The sequence below is a fragment of the Streptomyces sp. NPDC008092 genome, assembly GCF_042957285.1.
Classification (GTDB): Bacteria; Actinomycetota; Actinomycetes; order Streptomycetales; family Streptomycetaceae; genus Streptomyces.
The window spans coordinates 437838-458275 of record NZ_JBIBHY010000003.1 but is presented as its reverse complement, the minus strand read 5'-3'; the positions used below and the strand labels follow the sequence as shown (position 1 = coordinate 458275).

Here is a 20438-nt window from a genome sequence, read left to right as displayed (position 1 = left end):
GGCACCCACCGGCCCGCGGCCGACACACGACCCGCACCCCCGACCCGAAGTCGGCCCCCGCGAACGCGGCCTACGCCTGGGTCGGCTGCCGCACGTTCTCCCGCACCCATTCCACGATCGACGCCGTCGTCGCCCCCGGCGTGAAGATCGCGGCGACGCCCTTCTCCTTGAGGGGGGCGATGTCGTCCTCGGGGATGATGCCGCCGCCGAAGACGAGGATGTCCTCGGCGTCACGCTCCTTGAGGAGGTCGATGACCGCGGCGAAGAGGGTGTTGTGGGCGCCGGAGAGGATGGAGAGGCCGATGGCGTCGGCGTCCTCCTGGATGGCGGTGTCGACGATCTGCTCCGGCGTCTGGTGGAGCCCGGTGTAGATGACCTCCATGCCCCCGTCGCGCAGCGCCCGCGCGATGACCTTGGCCCCGCGGTCGTGGCCGTCGAGCCCCGGTTTGGCCACGACCACACGGATCGGACCGGCTGCCACACCCATCACTGCCTCCATGACCAAGAAACGAACACGCCAACATCCATTCGTACCGAGAAGTACCGCACATTCGGCGCGTTCCGCCACCCGTCCCAAGTGAACGAACGTTATCTCCAGCATCCCGCAACCGGCAGTTTCGCGGAGGTTACAGAGGGGGAAATCACACAGAGCGGGACACGTCAGGGAGCCGCAGCGTGGTCCGCGGGGACGGTAGGGACACGCGACGCGGCACGTCGTCGCAGCCCGCCGCCCCCGCCGCCTCCGCCCGGTCTCCCCATGAGGGCACACGGGGGACGGAGCTGTCCTCGGCGTGCCGACAGGAGGCCGGCCGATGAAGGTCACCGAGGTACTGCTGGAGCCGCTCCTCCCGTTCTGCCGCCGCTTCCTGCCGAGCAGGGTCGCCGGCCTGTCGCTGGCCCTCCTGAAGTCGACCGCCCTGGAGGCCGCGATCCTGGCCGGGCATCTGCTGCTCTACCCGACCGGCCTCACCCCGGAGCGCCGCGCTCCCGTACCGCCCGGACCCACCGGAGCGTCCGCGGAGCTCGACGGCCCGGCCAGGCTGCCGGTCCGGGCGGCCCCGCCGGTCGTGCTGCTGCACGGCTTCATCGACAACCGCTCGGTCTTCGTCCTGCTCCGCCGCGCCCTCGCCCAGCACGGCGGCCAGCGCGTCGAATCGCTCAACTACTCGCCGCTGACCTGCGACATCCGCACCGCCGCCGAACTGCTCGGGCGGCACATCGAGGAGATCTGCGAGCGCACCGGCAGCGGCCGGGTCGACATCGTCGGGCACAGCCTGGGCGGGCTGATCGCGCGCTACTACGTTCAGCGCCTCGGCGGTGACCTGCGCGTCCGCACGCTGGTGACGCTCGGCACCCCGCACTCCGGTACCCGGGTGGCGCCGCTGGCGGACGCGCACCCGATCGTGCGGCAGATGCGCCCCGGCTCCGCGGTCATCGAGGAGCTGACCCGGCCCGCACCCGGCTGCCGTACCCGGTTCGTGAGCTTCTGGAGCGACCTCGACTCGCTGATGGAGCCGGTGGAGACGGCCCGCGTCGACCACCCGGACCTCATGGCGACGAACGTGCGGGTGACCGGGATCGGCCACCTCGCCCTGCCCGTCCACCCGGCGATCGCGACCGGTATACGACAGGCCCTCGACGAAACACACGCGGAAGAGCGGACCGCGGGCGGTCTGACGGTGGCCTGAGGGCCCCCGGAGGGCCCGTTCGGGGCTGCCGGGGACCGCCGAGGACCGCCCGGGACCGCCTCTCGCCTCGAACGCTCATCGAACACAAGGCCAAACCCGCGCCCGTCGTCCCCCGAAACACGGCCGAATGCCCGTTTCCCGAAACAGCGAAACCTGTTGAAGATTGTCGCGCCCGCATACCGCCGGGTACAGTCGCCGCACTGCTCTGGCAGCCCCTGTTGTCGAGGCGAAAGAGAAGTTGGTGAACGACCGTCACCCGTCGGGGACCATGACCACCCCGGCCCCGGCTTCCGACGCCGATCCGGCGCACTACGCGCCGTACGGCACCCAGGAAGCCCAGTACGGCGACTTCACCACGTACGGCGACCACACCGCCACCGGCACCGGGTTCCACACCGACCCGCTCTTCGGCAGCCTCCCGGGCCAGGCCCAGGCCACCGGGGCGTACGACACCACGCAGTGGCAGACCGCCGGCGGCCAGACGCTGAACTACGACCCGTACGCGGCCCAGCACCACGCCGCCTACGACTCCGGCGCCTACGACAGCACCGCGTGGACCGTCCCGGCACAGGGCACGGCCCCCGACACCAGCGGCCAGTGGGACGCGAGCGCCTGGCTGCAGCCCGACCAGCCCGGCATGGCCGGTGCGACCCAGCAGTGGGAGTGGGGCACCCAGGCCTTCGACACCGGCGTCTACGACGCCACGCAGTGGAACTCCGACGGCACCCCGGCGCAGGTCCCCGAGCACGAGCCCGAGCACGCACAGCAGCACGAGCCGTACGGGGACTTCGAGGAGCAGGCGGAGCACGGGCACTACGGCGAGTACGGCGGGCACGACGGGTTCGCGGAGTCCTCGGCGGACTCCCCGGACGACTCGGAGTTGTCCGCGACCGGCGAGATGCCCGCAGTAACGCCACTGCTGGAGGACCAGGAAGAGGTCACCCCGGCCACGCCGGCGGCGACTCGCGTCGGCTCCCGCGCGGGGGCGCGTTCCCGTCGCCGTACGCCTCCCAAGCGGTCCGCGCTGCTGACGGTCGCCGTGCCCTCCGTGTGTGTGATGGGGGTCGCCGGGATCGCGGCCGCCTCCGTCAACGGCCTGACCGACGACGGCAAGGACACCACGGCCTCGGCCTCCGACGCGCAGTCGGTGAAACCGTCCGCCGCCAACAGCAAGCTGGACGCCCAGCTGAGGACGCTCTCTGCGGGCGCCGACGACTTCGCCGACCGGGCCAGCCGGACGCAGGAGCGCATCGACCTCAAGGCCCAGCAGGAGTCCGAGAAGAAGAAGGCGGCGGCGGAGGCGGCCCGCAAGGAGCGGCTGCGCCCGAAGTACGCGCTTCCGGTCACGCAGCGGGGGCTCAGCGCCTACTTCGGCCAGGCCGGCGTCAACTGGATGTCCGTCCACACGGGCATCGACTTCCCCGTCTCCTACGGCACGACGGTGATGGCCGCGACCGACGGCGTCGTCTCCACCAAGTGGAACAGCGCCTACGGCAACATGATGATCGTGACGGCGAAGGACGGCACGGAGACGTGGTACTGCCACCTCTCGTCGTACCGCGTCGCCGCCGGTACGACCGTGAAGGCCGGCGACCCGATCGCGTACTCCGGGAACTCCGGCAACTCGACCGGCCCGCACCTGCACTTCGAGGTGCGTCCGGCCGGCGGCGCCGCCATAGACCCGCTGCCGTGGCTGCGCAGCCACGGGCTCGACCCGACCTGACCCCGGCCGGTACCGGCGATACCGGTGCGCCCCGCCGCAGCGGGGCCCGCCCGGAACTACGGCACCTGCGCCACTACAGCTTCTCCACCGGCGCGTACCGCAGCAGCAGCCGCTTCGGCTTGGCGTCGCCGAAGTCGATCGTCGCCTCCGCGTTGCCGCCCGTGCCCTTCACCGCGACGACCGTGCCGAGGCCGAACTGGTCGTGGGTGACCCGGTCGCCGACGGCCACCGAGACCACCGGCTTCTCCGAGGTCCGCCGGGTGGCGAAGCCGGACGCACCCGACGCCGAGGAGCGCGAGCGGGTCGAGGAGAGCGAGGCCGCCACACCCGCGACGGGCCCAGCGGAGACCGGCGCCGTCGCCCCGGTCCGCTTCCACTCCAGATACGCGCCCGGGATCTCCTCCAGGAAGCGCGAGGGCGGATTGTACGACGGCTGGCCCCAGGCGCTGCGCATCGCCGACCGGGTGAGGTACAGCCGCTCCCGCGCGCGCGTGATGCCGACGTAGGCGAGCCGCCGCTCCTCCTCCAGCTCCTTGGTCTGGCCGAGGGCGCGCATGTGCGGGAAGACGCCGTCCTCCATGCCGGTCAGGAACACCACGGGGAATTCGAGGCCCTTGGCGGTGTGCAGGGTCATCAGGGTGATGACGCCGTCGCCGTTCTCGTCGTCGTCCGGGATCTGGTCGGAGTCGGCGACCAGGGCCACCCGCTCCAGGAAGTCGGCGAGCCCCGCCTGCTGCTCGCCCTCGCCGGACTCCTGCTCGAACTCCAGTGCCACGGAGGCGAGTTCCTGGAGGTTCTCGATGCGGGTCTCGTCCTGCGGGTCCGTCGAGTTCTGCAGCTCGGCCAGGTATCCGGTGCGTTCGTAGATCGCCTCCAGGACCGTGGCGGGTCCGGCGCCGGACTCCACGACCGTACGGAGGTCCTCCATCAGCGTGTTGAACCGCTTGACCGCGTTCGTCGACCGCGCGGCCATGCCGTACGCCTCGTCGACGCGCTTGAGCGCCTGCGGGAAGCTGATCTTCTCGCGCTGGGCGAGGGCGTCGATCATCGCCTCCGCGCGGTCGCCGATGCCGCGCTTCGGGACGTTGAGGATGCGCCGGAGCGGGACGGAGTCCTCCGGGTTGGCCAGCACCCGCAGGTAGGCCAGGACGTCCCGGACCTCCTTGCGCTCGTAGAAGCGGACGCCGCCGACCACCTTGTAGGGCAGGCCGACCCGGATGAAGATCTCCTCGAAGACCCGGGACTGCGCGTTGGTGCGGTAGAAGACGGCGACATCACCGGCCTTCGCCTCGCCCGCGTCCGTCAGACGGTCTATCTCCTCGGCGACGAACTGCGCCTCGTCGTGCTCGGTGTCGGCGACGTAGCCGGTGATCTGCGCGCCCGCGCCCGCGTTGGTCCACAGGTTCTTCGGGCGGCGGGACTCGTTGCGCTCGATGACCGCGTTGGCGGCGCTCAGGATCGTCTGCGTGGAGCGGTAGTTCTGTTCGAGGAGGATCGTCGTCGCGTTCGGGTAGTCCTCCTCGAACTGGAGGATGTTGCGGATCGTCGCGCCCCGGAAGGCGTAGATCGACTGGTCGGCGTCGCCGACGACGCAGAGCTCGGCGGGGGGCAGGTCGTGCTCGCCGGGCGGGGTGCCGGTGCCGTCGGGGCGCGCGCCGGTGCCGTCGGCGCGCGCGCCGGTGCCGACCAGCTCGCGCACGAGGGCGTACTGGGCGTGGTTGGTGTCCTGGTACTCGTCGACCAGGACGTGCCGGAAGCGGCGGCGGTAGTGCTCGGCGACGTCCGGGAAGGCGCGCAGCAGGTTGACCGTCGTCATGATCAGGTCGTCGAAGTCGAGGGCGTTCGCCTCGCGCAGCCGCGACTGGTAGAGGGCGTAGGCCTGGGCGAGGGTCTTCTCGAAGCCGTCGCTCGCGCGGGCGGCGAAGTCCTCCTCGTCGACCAGCTCGTTCTTGAGGTTGCTGACCTGGGCGCTGAACGACTTCGGCGGGAACCGCTTGGGGTCGAGGTCCAGGTCGCGGCAGACCAGGGCCATCAGGCGCTTGGAGTCGGCCGCGTCGTAGATCGAGAAGGAGGAGGTGAAGCCGAGCTTCTTGCTCTCCCGGCGCAGGATCCGCACGCACGCGCTGTGGAAGGTCATCACCCACATCGCGTTGGCGCGCGGGCCCACGAGGTGCTCGACGCGCTCCTTCATCTCACCCGCGGCCTTGTTGGTGAAGGTGATCGCGAGGATCTGGCCCGGGTGCACCTGGCGCGCGCCGAGGAGGTGGGCGATGCGGTGGGTGAGCACGCGCGTCTTGCCGGAACCGGCGCCGGCCACGATGAGCAACGGAGAGCCGGCATGCACGACGGCCGCCCGCTGGTTGTCGTTCAGCCCCTCCAGGAGCGCGGCCGGGTCCAGGGCCGGGCGTGCGGCGCCGTCGCGGTAGTAGGCGTCCCGGTCCGGGGGCACGTCGAACTTCCCGCCGAACAGATCGTCCGGAATCGACTCCGGAGCGTGCTCGTCCTCGGGCGGCGGCGGAGGTTCCTCGTCATGGCCGCGGGGGGCCTGGAGGTTCGCCAGGAAGCTGTCGTCAAAGAGGCTGCTCATCGCTCTCCGAGTCTAGGGCGCCCCACCGACAACCGGCCGCCGCCCCGAAAACTCGGCCGGGTAACCGAACAGAACCACTCGGTCACGGCCGGTCGACGCGCGTCACGCAGCGGCGAACGCCCACCGCGAGCCTCCCTGTCACCTCGGGCAAGTCGCCCATAGCACCCCAGATCGCCCCGCCTGAACAATTCCCAACATCAAGGTCACGAAAATGTATCGGGCATATCGCACATCAAACTTCACAGAGACCACACGAGTTGGCTAGCGTGCCGGGCAGGCCGTACGACCCCCACCGGCGAACATCGCCGGGCCGCACGGCCTCCGCCGAGTCCGGGGCGCCACCGCGCATCCGGAGCCGGGGACCCACACCGATCCCGGGGTGAATCGGTCCCGACTCCCCTCCGGGGAACGGACCGTAGGGCAACCCTTCCGAACCACCCGCCCGAACCCGACAGCTAACTCGGTAGGCGGAACACTGGAAGGAGTCGCCCCCGTTGGCGTCGCACCGCAAGTCCCGGCCGTCAGGAACGCGCACGGCAGGCATACGCACCCCCGCACTGGCCACCGCCGCACTCACCTCCATGGCCCTGTTCTCCCAGACGGCCGAGGCCGCGCCCTCCGAGGACGGCAAGCCGAGCCTGGAGGAGGTGGAGAAGAAGGTCGACGCCCTCTACCGGCAGGCGGAGTCGGCGACCGAGAAGTACAACGCGGCGAAGGAGCGGACCGGCAAGCAGCGCAAGCAGGTCGACACGCTGCTCGACGACGTCGCCCGGCGCACCGACCGGCTCAACGAGGCACGTGAGGAACTGGGTTCGTTCGCGGCGGCCCAGTACCGGACCGGGGCGAGCGTTCCCGACACGGCGACCTTCCTGCTCGCGGACAGTCCCCAGGACTACTTCGACCAGGACCAGCTGATGAGCCGCCTGACCACGCGCCAGAAGGGCGCGGTCGACGACTACGTCACCCAGCGGTCCGCGACCATGAAGAAGCGGCAGGAGGCCGCCCGGAGCCTCGAGACGCTCACCGAGACGCAGGACGACCTCAAGACGGCCAAGACCACCGTGCAGACGAAGCTGGCCTCCGCACGGGAGCTGCTGTCGCAGCTGACGGCCGCGGAGAAGGCCCGGCTGGCGGCGATCGAGAAGCAGCAGCAGGAAGCGGCCGACCGCAAGGCGGCGGAGCTGGCGAAGCAGCAGGCCGCGGCGGCCGACCAGGAGGCGTCGTCGTCCTCCTCGTCCTCGACGTCGAGCGGCTCGTCCTCCGGCTCCGGCTCCTCCACCTACGCCACGAAGGCCGCCAAGGCGATCGCCTTCGCCCGCGCGCAGATCGGCAAGCCGTACGTGTGGGGCGCCACCGGCCCCGGCTCCTACGACTGCTCAGGACTCTCCCAGGCCGCCTGGAAGGCCGCGGGCGTCTCCCTGCCGCGCACCACCTACGACCAGGTGAACGCCGGCACCACCGTCCCCCTCTCCGACGCCCAGCCCGGCGACCTGGTCTTCTTCTACGACGACGTCAGCCACGTCGGCATCTACATCGGCAACGGCATGATGATCCACGCCCCGAAGCCCGGCGCGTACGTCCGGGAGGAGTCGATCTACTACGGCGGCGAGTCGATCATCCACAGCGTGGTGCGCCCGGCCTGATCCCACGGGGCGCCCGCCGTCGCCCGCACGCTTTTCGGGCCGTACGCGCGCGTGCCCCGCCCCTGCCGCGGCCGACTCTCCCTAGCATCAGGGGCATGTCCGGCATTTCACCCCTCGGCGCCTGGTGGGCGCGGTGTTCGCCTGCGGCCGGGGCCGGGGGCGCCGTGATGGCCACCGGCATCATGTCGGAGGGGCTGTACCTGGCGGGCGCGGAGACCGTGTCCCGGGTGGCGCTGGCGGCGGCCTGCGCGCTGTGGGCGGCACTGGCCGCGGACTTCGCCGCACGGCTGGCGCTCGATCGCCGGCGGTGGGCGGCGGAGGCGCGGACACCGGGCGCGCTCACCGCCGTGGCGGCGACGACGGTGCTGGGGACGCGGTTCTCGGCGCTCGGGTGGCAGCCCCTCGCCGAGGCCCTGCTGGCGCTGTCGGTGGCGCTGTGGCCGCCGTTGCTGGTCCTCGTCGTGCGGCACTGGAAGCCGAGGATGCCGGGAACGGTGTTCCTCGCCTGCGTGGCCACACAGGGGTCGGCCGTGCTGGGCGCGACGCTGGCGGCGGCCCTGACGACGGCGTGGCTCGCGCACCTCTCGCTGGTCCTCTTCTGGCTGGGGCTGGCGATGTACGGGCTCGCCGTGCCCCGGTTCGAGTGGCGGCAGATCGCCCAGGGGCCCGGGGACCAGTGGGTGGCGGGCGGCGGGCTCGCGATCTCCGCGCTGGCCGGGGCGCGGCTGCTGGCCGCCGACAGTGCGCGGCTGTACCTGTGGAACGACGACGACCGGGGCGTCCTGCGCGTGGTGACGGTGGCGTTGCTGGTCCTGAGCCTGGCCTGGTACGCCGTCCTGCTGGCCGCGGAGGCGGCGTGGCCCCGGCCGCGTTACGACGTGCGCCGCTGGGCGACGGTGTTCCCGATGGGGATGACGGCGACGGCGACGCTGTCGGTCGCGGCCGCCGTCGGCGGCGCGTGGCTGAAGTGGCCGGGGCGGGTGCTGGTGTGGGTCACGGTGGCGGCCTGGCTGGCGGTGGCGGCCGGTGCGGCGGCGGGCGCCCGCGCCGCTCTCAGGAAGGCCCGGTGAGGATGCCGGGGATCAGGTCCACAGGACGGCGATGAAGATGTTCACCATGGTGAGCAGGCCCACCAGGCCGAAGGCGCCCTTCTCGACCTTCTCGTCGTCCCGTTTCACGTAGACGAGCCCGAGGATCACGATCAGCAGGGCGAGCTTCACGCCGATCTTGACGGTGTTGACGTGGTGGTCGTCGGCCTCGTTGAGGCCGACCAGGATCACGCCGGTCGCGAGCATGGTGAACGCGCCGTGCAGCATCCCGGGGACGAACCGGGCCGTGCCCTGGCCCATCGCCTTCATCTGGGTGAGGAAACCGCCGAGGAGCGCGGCGATGCCGATGATGTGCAGGCCGACGAAGAGATGGATGAGTACGTCCATGGCCCGGAGCCTAATCAGGGCCGTACGGGGCACCGGTCACCGGCCCCTCCCTCGGCACCCGCCGCCCCGCATATATGCACCCCATAGCAGCCCGCGTCTCCCACCAGCCCCGGAACCGCCGCTTCGGTCATCCCACCCCGAGAAGCCGACGACTCCGGACCGGAATCCCGTACACATACCGTCGGGTAACGATCCGGTCACGCCAATTCCGTGCATCGCGTTACCGAGCCGACACACCCGGGCCTAGCGTCCTCCCCCAGGTGACCGACTCCCCACCGCCGCCCGGGCCAGGGGCGGCAGTCGGGCACCACCGCCGAGAAAGCCCGGCGGCGGCCCACTCCCCCTGTGCGGGCCGCCGCCGGACGCGCAATCCGCACCCCTCGCGGCCGTACGGACGCTCCCCCTGGCGTGCCTGCGGGCGAGACGGCGGTCGCGGCGGTCGTACGAAAGGACGGGACAGTCCAGGTGGCAGCGCACCGCAAGCCCCGACAGCGCTCGCTCAGCGGCAACACGGCCCGCACGGCCGCCACCCTCGCCCTGGCGGGCGCGGCCACCGCGACGGCCTTCGAAGGGACCGGAAACGCCGAGCCGCAACTGACACCGGCGCAGGTGAAGGCCAAGGTGGACCAGCTGTACCAGGAGGCCGAGGAGGCCACCCAGAAGTACGACGGAGCGAAGGAGAAGGCCGACACGGCCCAGCGGCAGCTGAAGTCGCTGCAGGACGAGACCGCCCGCGCACAGGAGACGTTCAACTCCGCCCGGGACGCGCTCGGTTCCATAGCGGCCGCGCAGTACCGCGACGGCGGCATCGACCCGGCCTGGCAGCTGGCGCTGTCCAGCGATCCCGACCGGTACCTGGACGACGCGGCCTTCGCCGAGCGGGCCGGCGACCGGCAGGCCGGTGCGGTGGCGCGGGTACGGCAACAGCTGCGCGAGATCGAGCGGTTGCGGGGTGCGGCGCATGTCGAGCTGACGTCGCTGCGGTCCCGGCAGGCCGAGCTGAAGCGGGAGAAGACCGCCATCAACGGCAAGCTGGGCGAGGCGCGGCAGCTGCTGGACCGGCTCTCCCCGCAGCAGCGGTCCGCGGTCGCGGCGGGCGACGGCACCGGACGCGCCTCACGCTCCGCGCCGGACGCCCGCGCCCCCCTGACCGCCGACAGCGTCGCCGCCACCGACTCCCGCGCCGCGGCCGCCGTCGCCTACGCCTACTCGAAGCTCGGCAGCCCCTACGTCTGGGGCGCGACCGGCCCCGACGCCTTCGACTGCTCGGGCCTCGCCCAGGCCGCCTACCGCTCCGCCGGCGTCTCCATCCCCCGCACCACCTACGCCCAGATCGACGCCGGCCGCCGCGTCTCCCGCTCCGAGCTCCAGCCGGGCGACCTGGTGTTCTTCTACTCGGGCATCAGCCACGTCGGCATCTACATCGGCAACGGCGAGATGATCCACGCGCCCAACCCGTCGGCGCCGGTACGGATCGCACCGATCGACGAGATGCCGTTCGCGGGGGCGACGCGGGTCGTGTGACGGGGCGTCCGGGTCGCCTCAGACCAGGCGGCGTGCCGTCGCCCAGCGGGTCAGCTCGTGCCGGTTCGACAGCTGCAGCTTGCGCAGCACCGCCGACACATGGGACTCGACCGTCTTCACGGAGATGAACAGCTGCTTGGCGATCTCCTTGTAGGCGTAGCCGCGGGCGATGAGGCGCAGGACCTCGCGCTCGCGCTGGGTGAGGCGGTCGAGGTCCTCGTCGACCGGCGGGGCGTCGGTGGAGGCGAAGGCGTCCAGGACGAACCCGGCGAGCCGGGGCGAGAAGACCGCGTCGCCCTCCTGGACCCGGAAGATCGAGTCGACCAGGTCGGTGCCGGTGATCGTCTTGGTGACGTAGCCGCGGGCGCCGCCCCGGATCACGCCGATCACGTCCTCGGCCGCGTCCGACACGGACAGCGCGAGGAAGCGCACCGGCCGCTCGGCGTCCGCCGCCAACGGGGCGCACCGGCGCAGCACTTCGACCCCGCCGCCGCCCGGCAGGTGCACGTCCAGGAGGACCACCTCGGGCCGGGTCGCGGTGATCACCGAGACCGCCTGGTCGACGTCGGCGGCCTCGCCGACCACCTCGACGCCGGTCTGCTCGGTCTGGCCGATCTCCGCCTGGACGCCCGTCCGGAACATCCGGTGGTCGTCGACGAGGACCACACGCACCCGGCGCCCGGCCTTCTCCGCACCCTCCGCCGGGCCGTTCGCCTCGGTCGCGTCGCTCATGACGTCTTCTCCGCCCTCTCCATCTCCAGCTCGACCTCCGTGCCGCCGCCCGGCACGGACCGCAGCCGTGCGGTGCCGCCATGACGCTCCATGCGGCCGATGACCGATTCTCTGACACCCATGCGGTCGGCGGGTATCGAGTCGAGGTCGAAGCCGGGACCCCGGTCGCGGACGGACACGAAGACCGTCTTCCCTTCGACCTCGGCGTAGACCTGGACGGCACCGCCCTCGCCACCGTACTTGGCCGCGTTGACCATCGCCTCGCGCGCGGCCTGCATCTGCGCGCCCGTCCGTTCGTCGAGCGGGCAGTCCCCGACCACGACGACCTCGATGGGGACGCCGTGCTTGTCCTCCACCTCCGCCGCGTTGCGCCGCACCGCCTCGGCGAGGGTGGCGGGTTCGTCGGCCTCGTCCTTGCCGGTGCCCTCGGGCTTGTAGAGCCAGGTGCGCAGGTCGCGCTCCTGGGCGCGGGCGAGGCGGCGCACCTCGCCCGCGTTCTCCGCGTTGCGCTGGATCAGGGTGAGGGTGTGCAGCACGGAGTCGTGGACGTGGGCGGCGACCTCGGCGCGCTCCTGGGCGCGGATGCGCATCAGCCGCTCCTCGGAGAGGTCCTGGGTCATCCGGACGAGATACGGGCCGGCGAGCAGCGTGATGCCGACGAGCACGGCGAGGGCCGCCTGGAGCACCGCTCCGATGTGCGCGGCGGAGCCCTGCATGACGAAGACGCCCGAGACGCCCGCGGTGACGAGCAGGACACCGACGCCCGCGCGCAGCAGGCTGAGCGTGCGGCGCCGGCTGCCGACCTCGACCCAGCGGGCCCGGCGGGCGTTGTCCGCCTGGCGCCAGACCAGGGCGACACCGGCGGCGACCAGGACCGCGGGAACCAGATAGGCCTTGGCGCCGCTGGTCAGGTTGACGCTGCCCACGAAGACCATGGACACGATGACCATGAGGAGCAGGGCGACGATCTGGCCCCGGTCCGGTTTGCGGGCGACGAGTCTGCGGCGGCCGTCCGCCGAGGTCTCGGTGGCGACCAGGGACGGCGGCTTCTGCCCGCCGACCCCGCCGACGCCGAGGGGTACGAAGAACCAGAACGCGGCGTACAGCAGCGCGCCGAGGCCGTTGGCCATGAACAGGCCGACGAAGACGAGCCGCACCCAGACGACGGGCAGCCCGAGGTGCCCGGCGAGGCCCCGCGCCACTCCGCCGAGCCAGCGGCCGTCGCTGCTGCGGTAGAGCTTGCGCGGCGGCCGCGGGGCTTCGAGGGGCACTGCTGCGGCTTCCGGCATGCCATCGATGTTCACACGCCCGGAGTTGCGGAGCATCAGGGTCGACCCCCGAGACTCCCCTGATCTTCGGTTTTCCCGCGCCCACCGCCCGCTTCCGGCGGCACACACCGGGCCCTCCGCCGCCGTTCTTCCCCGGGACAGTGCCAGGATCTCCACCGCCGATCTCCCGGCATCAGGCGCAGGATCTCCACCGCCGTCTTCCCGGAGTCAGGCACAGGACCCCCTTTCCCGCCGATCTCGCGGGATCAGGCCGGAATCCCCGCCGCCGATCTCCGGGGCCGGGACGGGCCGGGACCCGGGCCTCCGTCGCCGCGGTGCCGTTCGAACGCTTCCCGGCCCGGTCTCGGGGCAGATTTCAGGGTTCGGCCAGGGTCATCCCGACTGCCGTTGCGGCGGCACGGCCGTCACCATTGACTCATGACTGATCACGAGCACGCCGCGACGGGTCCGGGACCCGGCCCCGGCCCGCGGCCCGCAGCGGGCACCGGGCCGTCGGGTGCCGCGCCCGCCGCGGCGGGGGCGGCCGGGACGGGGGGCGACGCCACCGGTACGGGCGCAGCGGCCGTCGACGCGGCCTCCCCCCGGTTCCGGCGCGACCGCCGGCACAAGATGATCGCGGGCGTGTGCGCGGGGCTCGGGCGCCACACCGACCTGGACCCGGTGATCTTCCGCATCACCCTGGCCGTGCTGGCCGCGACCGGCGGCATCGGTCTGCTCTTCTACGGCTTCGCGTGGCTCTTCGTGCCGTACGAGGACGATGAGGAGAACGAGGTCCGCAAGCTGCTGACCGGCCGGGTCGACGGGCAGGCCCTGACGGCCGTGCTGTTCGCGCTGGTCGGCTGCGGAGTGCTGCTGACGATGATCAAGAACGCCCAGGTGCTGGGGTTCGCCGTCGTCCTCTCCCTGCTGCTGGCCGGCGCCGGGTACTGGTCGCGGCGGCGCGGCGCCCCCGACCCCGACCCGCTCTCCGCGCAGGCCGTCGCCGACGCCCCGCCGGAGGCTCAGGCACCGCCGGTCCCGGTCTCCTACCCCTCGTGGTGGCGGGACCCGATCGTCAAGGACGGCATGCATGTCGGAGGCACCGGCTACCTGTGGGGTCCGGCCGACGTCCGCGGCCGGGAGGCCCCGGGGCTCGACTTCCGGCTGAGCACCCCGTGGGTCCACGGCCAGGACGTCCGCGCCCGGCAGAGCCCGCCCCCGAAGCCGCGTGGACCGCGCTGGATCGGCGGCTGGATCTTCCTGTGCGCTCTCGTGGCGGGCATCCTGGGGACGGGGCTGACCTGGGACACGCACCCGCTGGGCACCAGTCTCCAGACCGGCCTGGCCTGCGCGCTGATCGTGTTCGGGCTGGGGACGGCGCTCAGCTCGTTCCTGGGACGCACGGGGGCCGGCTCGCTGTTCCTGGCCCTGCTCACGGCGGCCCTGCTGGCGGCCGCGACGGCCCTGCCGTCCGACATCAGCACCCACTGGACGCGGGCGAGCTGGACCCCGGCCACGGCCGCGGAGGTGTCGCCGGCGTACGACCTCGGGACGGGGGTGGCCACGCTGGACCTGTCGCACATACGCGTCGCCCAGGGGCGGACGGTGTCGACGTCGGCCGAGGTGGGCGCGGGCCGGCTGAAGATCGTCGTGCCGGCGGACGTGACCGTGCGGATGAGCATCGACGTGGGGGTGGGCGACATCCAGTTGCCCGGTGACGACAAGAAGGACGTGGACGTGGAGCCGGGCAGGCACAAGGACGTGACCCTGCCGCCGGCGAGCGGCGCGAAGAACGCGGGGACGCTCGACCTGGACCTCCAGGTCGGCGCGGGACAGGTGGAGGTGACCCGTGCTGCGGCATGAGTTCCAGCCCGGACGGCTGATCGTCGGTGTCTTCCTGACGGCGGCGGGGATCGCCTACGCCGGTGACGCGGGCGGCTGGTGGGACACCGAGTGGTTCGCGGTCATCCCCCTGATGGTGGCCGGCCTCTTCCTGGCAGGGGTGACCGCGGGCCTGACCCGGGCGATACGCAGGCGCCGCGGTACACCGGAGAGCTAGGAACAGGGGCCGGCTAGAGGCCCAGCGAAGCCCGTGCCGAGCGGTGTCGGCGTCGGGCGCGGAGCATCGCGTCCAGGGAGAGGTAGGGGGCACCGGCCAGGACCAGGGGCAGCCAGGCCATCAGGTAGGCGAGGTCGTTGCCGTAGTAGTACGGGGAGTTGGCCCAGCTGATGGTCAGCCAGAGGCTGAGTGAGATCAGTGCGCCGCCGAGTGCGGCCAGCCGGGCCAGCAGGCCGAAGAGGGTGCCGAGGCCGACGGCGAGTTCGCCGATGGCGATCGCGGTGCCGAAGCCGACGGGGTTCTTCAGGGCCAGGTCGATCAGGGCCGGGATCGCGGCGGAGTCGCGGACGGCGCGCATGGTGTCGCCGATGGACCCGGAGCCGCCGGACTTCAGGAAGGCGCTGTCGGTCAGTTTGTCCAGGCCGGCATAGATGAAGGTGACGCCCAGGAAGATCCGCAAGGGAAGGAGGGCGTATCGGGTGGCGGTGTCCCGCAGTCCGCGGTCGCCGTCGAGATAGGGGGTGTGCGTGTCCGAACGAATGCCGTGAGTCATCGCCAGTAGCCGCCTCTCGCCGCCAGTGCCCAGGCCCCTCAACAGACCATACGTACGACAACCGCGGAGCGCTCAACCCTCTCCCGGACGTTTTTCCGAATTTCGGCCGGACTCAGACACCCGGGAGGGTGGAGAAAGGTGGGCAAGAAGGGGCACCCGGGGCCTCGGCCGGGCCGCTCACTCCGTCACCTCGACCACGCACCGGTTGGTCGCCACTCCGGCCGCCGTCACCACCTGGACCTCGACGGAGCCGGGTTCCACGTCGGCCGGGACGGGGACGGTGAGGACGTGGTCCGTGGGGTTGCTGAAGCCGCCGGTGACGGGGACCAGGGGGACGTGGACGTTGACGGCACCGATGCGGACCACCATGCGGGAGAGGCGGTCGGCGGTCTGGGCGCCGGGCGGGACGAAGCCGGTACCGCGGATCTCGATGTCGTCGCCCGTGCGGATCGGGGCGTCCAGGTCACCGGCCTCGCGGGCCCGGACGACGGAGAGGATCACCGGGCGGCCGCCCTCGGCGTACTTGCCGGCCAGGTAGGTCGCGGCGGAGATCAGGACCACCGTCGCGAGGCCCCAGGGCAGGTCGGGGAGCTGGTCGGGGCGGCGGGCGAGCCGTACGGCGGCGAAGAGCAGGGCGACGGCGCTGATGACGACGTACTGGATGTCGGCGAAGGTGCCGCGGCCGGAGTCGTCGGTGAGCAGGTCGGCGGCGCGAGGACGGTGGGCGCGTACCTTCTGCAGGCGCTGGCCGGCGATGCGCAGGCCGACCACTCGGCGCACCAGGACGGCGATGCCGCAGACCACGGCGAGGACGGTCACCGCGCCGGCACCGCGGGCGAGGTCGAGGCCGGCGATGAGGGCGTCACGCTCGGCGGGCGAGGAGGCGGCGGCCAGTCGGCCGGCCAGCACGAGGACGGCGTAGGCGACGAACAGGACCCAGGAGGCGGCGACGGTGCGGGAGGTGGAAATGCGGTTGTCCTCGCCGATGAGGGGGGCGAGCACCCCGCCGCGCGAGCGGTGGAACCAGGAGGCGGCGGTGAGGGCGAGGGCCACGACCAGGGCGGCGAGCAGTCCGGCGGTGCGGGCGCTGGTCCAGCCCGCGCCGACGGCGGTGAGGGCCTGGGCGAGAAGCATGATCACGACGGCTGCCCAGACGGTGCACGCGGTGCGCAGCCACAGGCGGGCGAGCCAGGCCTCGCCCTCGGCGCGGCCGCGTTCGGCGACCACCCCGGCGGACTGGGCGAGTTCCTCGGAGACCCACTGCCGGGAGGCGGAGGCCGAGTGGGCCACCGCCGCGGGCAGCCCCTGCCCGGCCGCGAACTCCTCCCGCTTGAGGAGGAATTCGGCGACCGCCCGCCGGTGTCCCTCCCGTGCCCCGTGCGGACAGTCCCCGCACGCGCAGCCGCCCCCGTGGGCACCCGATCGGGCGCCCTGCCTCGCCTCCTGCACCGCCACGCCCGACGCCCGCCTTCCCCACGCCCGGGGCACGACGCGCAGGGCCCTCCCCGGGGCCGAACAGCGTCGCGCAACTCCCTTGTGTCGAGAGCGAATTGTGCCCTACGCCACGCCGTTCGCGGTCAGCGGGCCGGTCACGACGAGTGAAGATACGGCAGACGTGTTGACCCGGCTGCGAGAATTTCCCCATGGCCGAGATCATCCAGCGGGACGGGACCTGGGCCTTCGACGGCAGCACGGTCCGGATCACGCCGGGACGTCACCGGTCCGTGCCGCTGTTCCGGCAGACCTACGGGGAGATCTCGGTACCTCTGGAGGCCGTGGCGGGGGTGGTGTACGAGCCGGAGCGCAGGCGGGGGCGGCTGAGGATGCGGCTGCGCGAGGGTGCGGACCCGTTGCTGCAGGCGACGGGCGGGCGGTTGCCGGAGGCGGCGGATCCGTACCGGCTGGCGGTGGACGGGGACCGGTCGGGGGTGGCCGAGTACGTGGTGGCGGAGATCCGGCAGTCGCTGCTGCTGGACCAGGTCCCGAAGGAGCCGGCCCGGACGTATCTACTGCCCGGGCCACCGGTGCCGGTGTCGGTGCGGTCCTCGGACGGCACGGTGTCGTTCGACGGTACCCAGGTGCGCATCGACTGGGCCGACACCTCCGACCGGGTCAAGCGGGCCACCGGGCCCCGGATCATCGGCGTCGGCGATCTCGTGCAGGTGGAGTGGCTGCCCAACTCCGGCTACGAGGACGGCTTCCTGCGGTTCGTGACCCGGGAGACGGTGTTCTCGAAGCTGCCGGCCGAGCGCGACCCGTACGCCCTCGACCTGTGGGGCAGCGTCCGCCGCGACCTGCTGACGGCGCTGGTCGCGGCGGCGGTAACGGCCCGGCTGCCGCATCCGTCGACCCGCCCGGGCGCGGAGTACACCGACCGGGACCGCCCTCCGGCGACCGTGCCACGCCAGTCCGCCGACCACCACGACGTCCTGCTGCGCAGACTCCGGGAGCTGGGCGAGCTGCACCGCGACGGGGTCCTCACGGACGAGGAATTCGCCCTGACGAAGGCAGCCGTACTGCGGAGCTTCTGAGCCAACGGTCCGACAGCGCCCCGTAAGGGGCGCGGAGAACTGCGCGACCAGCCACGACGGCGCCGCAGACGAGAGACGACAGACCACGGCCCTTCCAGCGGAGCGCCTTGCGAAGCGCCTAGCTCAGCAGATCCGGTTCGCTGCGGCTGATGTCCTGCCACAGGGGCTGGTAGTTGATCCAGGCCACCAGGTCGCCGCCGAGCTGTTCCCGGGTGGCGACGGCGAGCTTGTGGTCGATGAGCAGCGGCCGGCCGGCCGCCTTCGCGGTCAGCTGGACCTGCGCGGACTTCTCCATGGAGAGGAACCACCAGGCGGCCGCGTCCACCGAGTCGCCGACGGTCAGCAGCCCGTGGTTGCGCAGCACCAGCGCCTTGCGGGAGCCGAGGGCGGCGGCGATACGGCGGCCCTCCTCGGCGTCTACGGCGACGCCGGTGTAGGAGTCGTAGAGGGCGTGGTCCTCGTAGAAGGCGCAGCTCTCCTGGCTGATCGGGTCGAGCAGGTCGCCGAGGGCGGACAGGGCGCGGCCGTGCACGGAGTGGCAGTGGGCGACGGCGACGACGTCGGGGCGGGCCGCGTGCACCTGGACGTGGACGGTGAAGGCTGCCTGGTTGACGTGGTAGCGGCCCTCGATCACCTGGCCGTCCTGGTTGGCGAGGACCAGGTCGCCGACGGTGACGTGCTTGAACGGCATGCCGAACGGGTTGACCCAGAAGCAGTTCGAGTACTCGGGGTCGCGGGCGGTGATGTGCCCGGAGACACCGTCCTCCAGTCCGGCCCGGCCGAAGATCCGCAGCGCTCCGGCGAGCCGCTCCTTGCGATGCCGGCGCTCGTCGTCGAGCGAGTCGTACATCGGCGGCATCGCGAACTGGAGCTGGTCGGTGGGCAGTGGAAGGGGCGGGGTCGGCCCGTGCATAGGTCCTCCAGCACTGGGTTTGTGTTACGGCCGGAAGTTACCGCCGGTCAGCGCAGGAAAACAGAGCTGTTCTGTAAAGATGACGCGCGCGAGCAGATCGCGACAGAAGTTGTCGGGAATCGACGGCACCGCGGCTCGTACGGGACATGCCGAAGAGGTGGCGCCGCCGGAGCCGCACCACCTCTTCCTCAGGGTCCTACTCCCACTCGATGGTGCCCGGCGGCTTCGAGGTGACGTCGAGGACGACCCGGTTGACGTCACGGACCTCGTTGGTGATCCGGGTGGAGATCTTCGCGAGGACCTCGTACGGCAGGCGGGACCAGTCGGCCGTCATGGCGTCCTCGGAGGAGACCGGGCGCAGCACGATCGGGTGGCCGTAGGTGCGGCCGTCGCCCTGGACGCCGACGCTGCGGACGTCCGCGAGCAGGACCACCGGGCACTGCCAGATGTCGCGGTCCAGGCCGGCCGCGGTCAGCTCCTCGCGGGCGATCGCGTCGGCGTCGCGGAGCAGGTCGAGACGCTCCTTCGTCACCTCGCCGACGATCCGGATGCCGAGGCCGGGACCCGGGAACGGCTGGCGCTGGACGATCTCCTCCGGCAGGCCGAGCTCCTGGCCGACCATCCGGACCTCGTCCTTGAAGAGCTTGCGGAGCGGCTCGATGAGCTGGAACTCCAGGTCCTCGGGGAGGCCGCCGACGTTGTGGTGGGACTTGATGTTCGCGGTGCCGGTGCCGCCGCCGGACTCGACGACGTCCGGGTAGAGGGTGCCCTGGACCAGGAACTCCACGGCCGGTCCTGCGTCGGCGATGATCTCGGCCTGGGCCTGCTCGAAGACCCGGATGAACTCGCGGCCGATGATCTTCCGCTTCTGCTCGGGGTCCGAGACACCGGCCAGCGCGTCGAGGAAGCGGGCCTCCGCGTCGACGACGACCAGCTTGACGCCGGTCGCGGCCACGAAGTCCTTCTCGACCTGCTCGGTCTCGCCCTTGCGCATCAGACCGTGGTCGACGTAGACGCAGGTCAGCTGGTCACCGATGGCCCGGGCGACGAGGGCCGCGGCCACGGCGGAGTCGACGCCGCCGGACAGGCCGCAGATGGCACGCCTGTCGCCGACCTGCTCGCGGATCGCGGCGACCTGCTCGTCGATGACGTTGCCGGTGGTCCAGGTGGGCTTGAGGCCCGCACCGCGGTACAGGAAGTGCTCCAGGACCTGCTGGCCGTGCGTGGAGTGCATGACCTCGGGGTGGTACTGGACGCCGTAGAGCTTCCGCTCGTCGTTCTCGAAGGCGGCGACCGGGACGACGTCCGTGGACGCGCTGACGGTGAAGCCCTCGGGGGCGGCGGAGCAGGCGTCGCCGTGCGACATCCACACGTGCTGCTCGGCGGGGGTGCCCTCGAACAGGGTGGAGGCCGCCTTGGAGACGTGCAGGTCGGTACGGCCGTACTCGCGGGCGCCGGTGTTGTCGACGGTGCCGCCGAGGACCTGCGCCATCAGCTGGAAGCCGTAGCACATGCCGAAGACCGGGACGCCGGCCTCGAAGAGCTCGCGGTCCAGGCGGGGGGCGCCCTCCTCGTACACGGACGAGGGGCCGCCGGAGAGGATGATCGCCGCCGGGTTCTTGGCGAGCATCTCGGCGACCGGCATGGTGCTGGGCACGATCTCGCTGTAGACCCGGGCCTCGCGGACGCGGCGGGCGATGAGCTGGGCGTACTGCGCGCCGAAGTCGACGACCAGGACGGTGTCGGGAGCGGCGGCAGCGGGAGTCGCTGATGACACGGGG

The 20438-nt window shown here is 72.1% G+C and carries 17 protein-coding genes and 1 riboswitch; of the genes, 8 read left to right on the top strand and 9 right to left on the bottom strand.

Translation table 11 applies throughout. The features are described 5' to 3' along the window. Positions 1-70 precede the first annotated feature (70 nt). Positions 71-487 (bottom strand): cobalamin B12-binding domain-containing protein, encoded by a 417-nt coding sequence (locus tag ACFZB3_RS11300; protein ID WP_294008099.1) that lies wholly within the window; start codon positions 485-487, stop codon positions 71-73. A 325-nt stretch (positions 488-812) separates the two neighbouring features. On the opposite strand from ACFZB3_RS11300, the gene ACFZB3_RS11295 reads away from it, so the two are divergent. After that, positions 813-1688 (top strand): alpha/beta fold hydrolase, encoded by an 876-nt coding sequence (locus ACFZB3_RS11295; RefSeq protein ID WP_391373103.1) that lies wholly within the window; start codon positions 813-815, stop codon positions 1686-1688. A 241-nt stretch (positions 1689-1929) separates the two neighbouring features. Then, on the top strand, positions 1930-3411 hold the full coding sequence (locus tag ACFZB3_RS11290) for a peptidoglycan DD-metalloendopeptidase family protein (protein ID WP_391373101.1): 1482 nt from the start codon (positions 1930-1932) through the stop codon (positions 3409-3411). A gap of 73 nt (positions 3412-3484) precedes the next feature. On the opposite strand, the gene pcrA is transcribed toward ACFZB3_RS11290, so the two are convergent. After that, on the bottom strand, positions 3485-5998 hold the full coding sequence (gene pcrA, locus ACFZB3_RS11285; RefSeq protein ID WP_391373099.1) for a DNA helicase PcrA: 2514 nt from the start codon (positions 5996-5998) through the stop codon (positions 3485-3487). 312 nt (positions 5999-6310) lie between these two features. Next, positions 6311-6485, top strand: a riboswitch (cyclic di-AMP (ydaO/yuaA leader). A gap of 7 nt (positions 6486-6492) precedes the next feature. Here pcrA and ACFZB3_RS11280 point away from each other — a divergent pair. Further along, positions 6493-7641: an NlpC/P60 family protein gene (locus tag ACFZB3_RS11280; protein WP_391373096.1), complete on the top strand. Its 1149-nt coding sequence runs from the start codon at positions 6493-6495 to the stop codon at positions 7639-7641. Positions 7642-7736: 95 nt separating this feature from the next. Further along, on the top strand, positions 7737-8711 hold the full coding sequence (locus ACFZB3_RS11275; RefSeq protein WP_391373093.1) for a tellurite resistance/C4-dicarboxylate transporter family protein: 975 nt from the start codon (positions 7737-7739) through the stop codon (positions 8709-8711). A 12-nt stretch (positions 8712-8723) separates the two neighbouring features. Here ACFZB3_RS11275 and ACFZB3_RS11270 read toward each other — a convergent pair whose 3' ends face one another. Continuing rightward, positions 8724-9077 carry a hypothetical protein gene (locus ACFZB3_RS11270; protein ID WP_365700879.1) on the bottom strand — a complete coding sequence of 118 codons (354 nt, stop codon included), beginning with the start codon at positions 9075-9077 and terminating at the stop codon, positions 8724-8726. Positions 9078-9542: 465 nt separating this feature from the next. Here ACFZB3_RS11270 and ACFZB3_RS11265 point away from each other — a divergent pair, with 465 nt between their 5' ends. Then, entirely contained in the window at positions 9543-10601 is a 1059-nt protein-coding gene (locus ACFZB3_RS11265; RefSeq protein ID WP_391373090.1) for an NlpC/P60 family protein, read from the top strand. An 18-nt stretch (positions 10602-10619) separates the two neighbouring features. On the opposite strand, the gene ACFZB3_RS11260 is transcribed toward ACFZB3_RS11265, so the two are convergent. Together ACFZB3_RS11260 and ACFZB3_RS11255 are read right to left on the bottom strand one after the other, a co-directional pair. Beyond that, the gene (locus ACFZB3_RS11260; protein WP_391373087.1) at positions 10620-11333 is read right to left on the bottom strand and encodes a LuxR C-terminal-related transcriptional regulator; all 714 of its coding nucleotides are present in this window, start codon (positions 11331-11333) and stop codon (positions 10620-10622) included. Further along, entirely contained in the window at positions 11330-12622 is a 1293-nt protein-coding gene (locus ACFZB3_RS11255; RefSeq protein ID WP_391373084.1) for a PspC domain-containing protein, read from the bottom strand. The genes ACFZB3_RS11260 and ACFZB3_RS11255 overlap by 4 nt, the downstream gene beginning before the upstream one ends. Before the next feature lie 417 nt (positions 12623-13039). On the opposite strand from ACFZB3_RS11255, the gene ACFZB3_RS11250 reads away from it, so the two are divergent. After that, complete coding sequence (locus tag ACFZB3_RS11250) at positions 13040-14464, top strand: PspC domain-containing protein (RefSeq protein WP_391373081.1); 1425 nt, start codon at positions 13040-13042, stop codon at positions 14462-14464. Next, a complete protein-coding gene (locus tag ACFZB3_RS11245) occupies positions 14451-14660 on the top strand; it encodes a hypothetical protein (protein WP_391373078.1) in 210 nt (69 codons plus the stop codon). The genes ACFZB3_RS11250 and ACFZB3_RS11245 overlap by 14 nt, the downstream gene beginning before the upstream one ends. 13 nt (positions 14661-14673) lie before the next feature. Here the strand turns inward: ACFZB3_RS11245 and ACFZB3_RS11240 are convergent, their stop codons facing one another. Together ACFZB3_RS11240 and ACFZB3_RS11235 are read right to left on the bottom strand one after the other, a co-directional pair. Further along, positions 14674-15213, bottom strand: coding sequence for a DoxX family protein (locus tag ACFZB3_RS11240; protein ID WP_361283107.1), 540 nt, complete (start codon positions 15211-15213; stop codon positions 14674-14676). A gap of 177 nt (positions 15214-15390) precedes the next feature. Next, positions 15391-16668 carry a hypothetical protein gene (locus tag ACFZB3_RS11235; protein WP_391373075.1) on the bottom strand — a complete coding sequence of 426 codons (1278 nt, stop codon included), beginning with the start codon at positions 16666-16668 and terminating at the stop codon, positions 15391-15393. A gap of 188 nt (positions 16669-16856) precedes the next feature. Between ACFZB3_RS11235 and ACFZB3_RS11230 the strand changes: the two genes are divergently transcribed. Continuing rightward, complete coding sequence (locus ACFZB3_RS11230; protein ID WP_391373072.1) at positions 16857-17744, top strand: DUF4429 domain-containing protein; 888 nt, start codon at positions 16857-16859, stop codon at positions 17742-17744. Positions 17745-17862: 118 nt separating this feature from the next. Here the strand turns inward: ACFZB3_RS11230 and ACFZB3_RS11225 are convergent, their stop codons facing one another. Together ACFZB3_RS11225 and guaA are read right to left on the bottom strand one after the other, a co-directional pair. Then, on the bottom strand, positions 17863-18657 hold the full coding sequence (locus ACFZB3_RS11225; RefSeq protein ID WP_217555050.1) for a class II aldolase/adducin family protein: 795 nt from the start codon (positions 18655-18657) through the stop codon (positions 17863-17865). A 196-nt stretch (positions 18658-18853) separates the two neighbouring features. After that, complete coding sequence (gene guaA / locus ACFZB3_RS11220) at positions 18854-20434, bottom strand: glutamine-hydrolyzing GMP synthase (RefSeq protein ID WP_391373068.1); 1581 nt, start codon at positions 20432-20434, stop codon at positions 18854-18856. Between the last annotated feature and the right edge of the window lie 4 nt (positions 20435-20438).

Bases quoted from the DNA above. Each gene is read 5' to 3' on its own strand.
- ACFZB3_RS11260 (WP_391373087.1), bottom strand. From the start codon at position 11,333: ATGAGCGACGCGACCGAGGCGAACGGCCCGGCGGAGGGTGCGGAGAAG.
- ACFZB3_RS11270 (WP_365700879.1), bottom strand. From the start codon at position 9,077: ATGGACGTACTCATCCATCTCTTCGTCGGCCTGCACATCATCGGCATC.
- ACFZB3_RS11230 (WP_391373072.1), top strand. From the start codon at position 16,857: ATGGCCGAGATCATCCAGCGGGACGGGACCTGGGCCTTCGACGGCAGC.
- ACFZB3_RS11255 (WP_391373084.1), bottom strand. From the start codon at position 12,622: ATGCCGGAAGCCGCAGCAGTGCCCCTCGAAGCCCCGCGGCCGCCGCGC.
- ACFZB3_RS11240 (WP_361283107.1), bottom strand. From the start codon at position 15,213: ATGACTCACGGCATTCGTTCGGACACGCACACCCCCTATCTCGACGGC.
- pcrA (WP_391373099.1), bottom strand. From the start codon at position 5,998: ATGAGCAGCCTCTTTGACGACAGCTTCCTGGCGAACCTCCAGGCCCCC.
- ACFZB3_RS11295 (WP_391373103.1), top strand. From the start codon at position 813: ATGAAGGTCACCGAGGTACTGCTGGAGCCGCTCCTCCCGTTCTGCCGC.
- ACFZB3_RS11250 (WP_391373081.1), top strand. From the start codon at position 13,040: ATGACTGATCACGAGCACGCCGCGACGGGTCCGGGACCCGGCCCCGGC.
- ACFZB3_RS11225 (WP_217555050.1), bottom strand. From the start codon at position 18,657: ATGCACGGGCCGACCCCGCCCCTTCCACTGCCCACCGACCAGCTCCAG.
- ACFZB3_RS11275 (WP_391373093.1), top strand. From the start codon at position 7,737: ATGTCCGGCATTTCACCCCTCGGCGCCTGGTGGGCGCGGTGTTCGCCT.
- ACFZB3_RS11300 (WP_294008099.1), bottom strand. From the start codon at position 487: ATGGGTGTGGCAGCCGGTCCGATCCGTGTGGTCGTGGCCAAACCGGGG.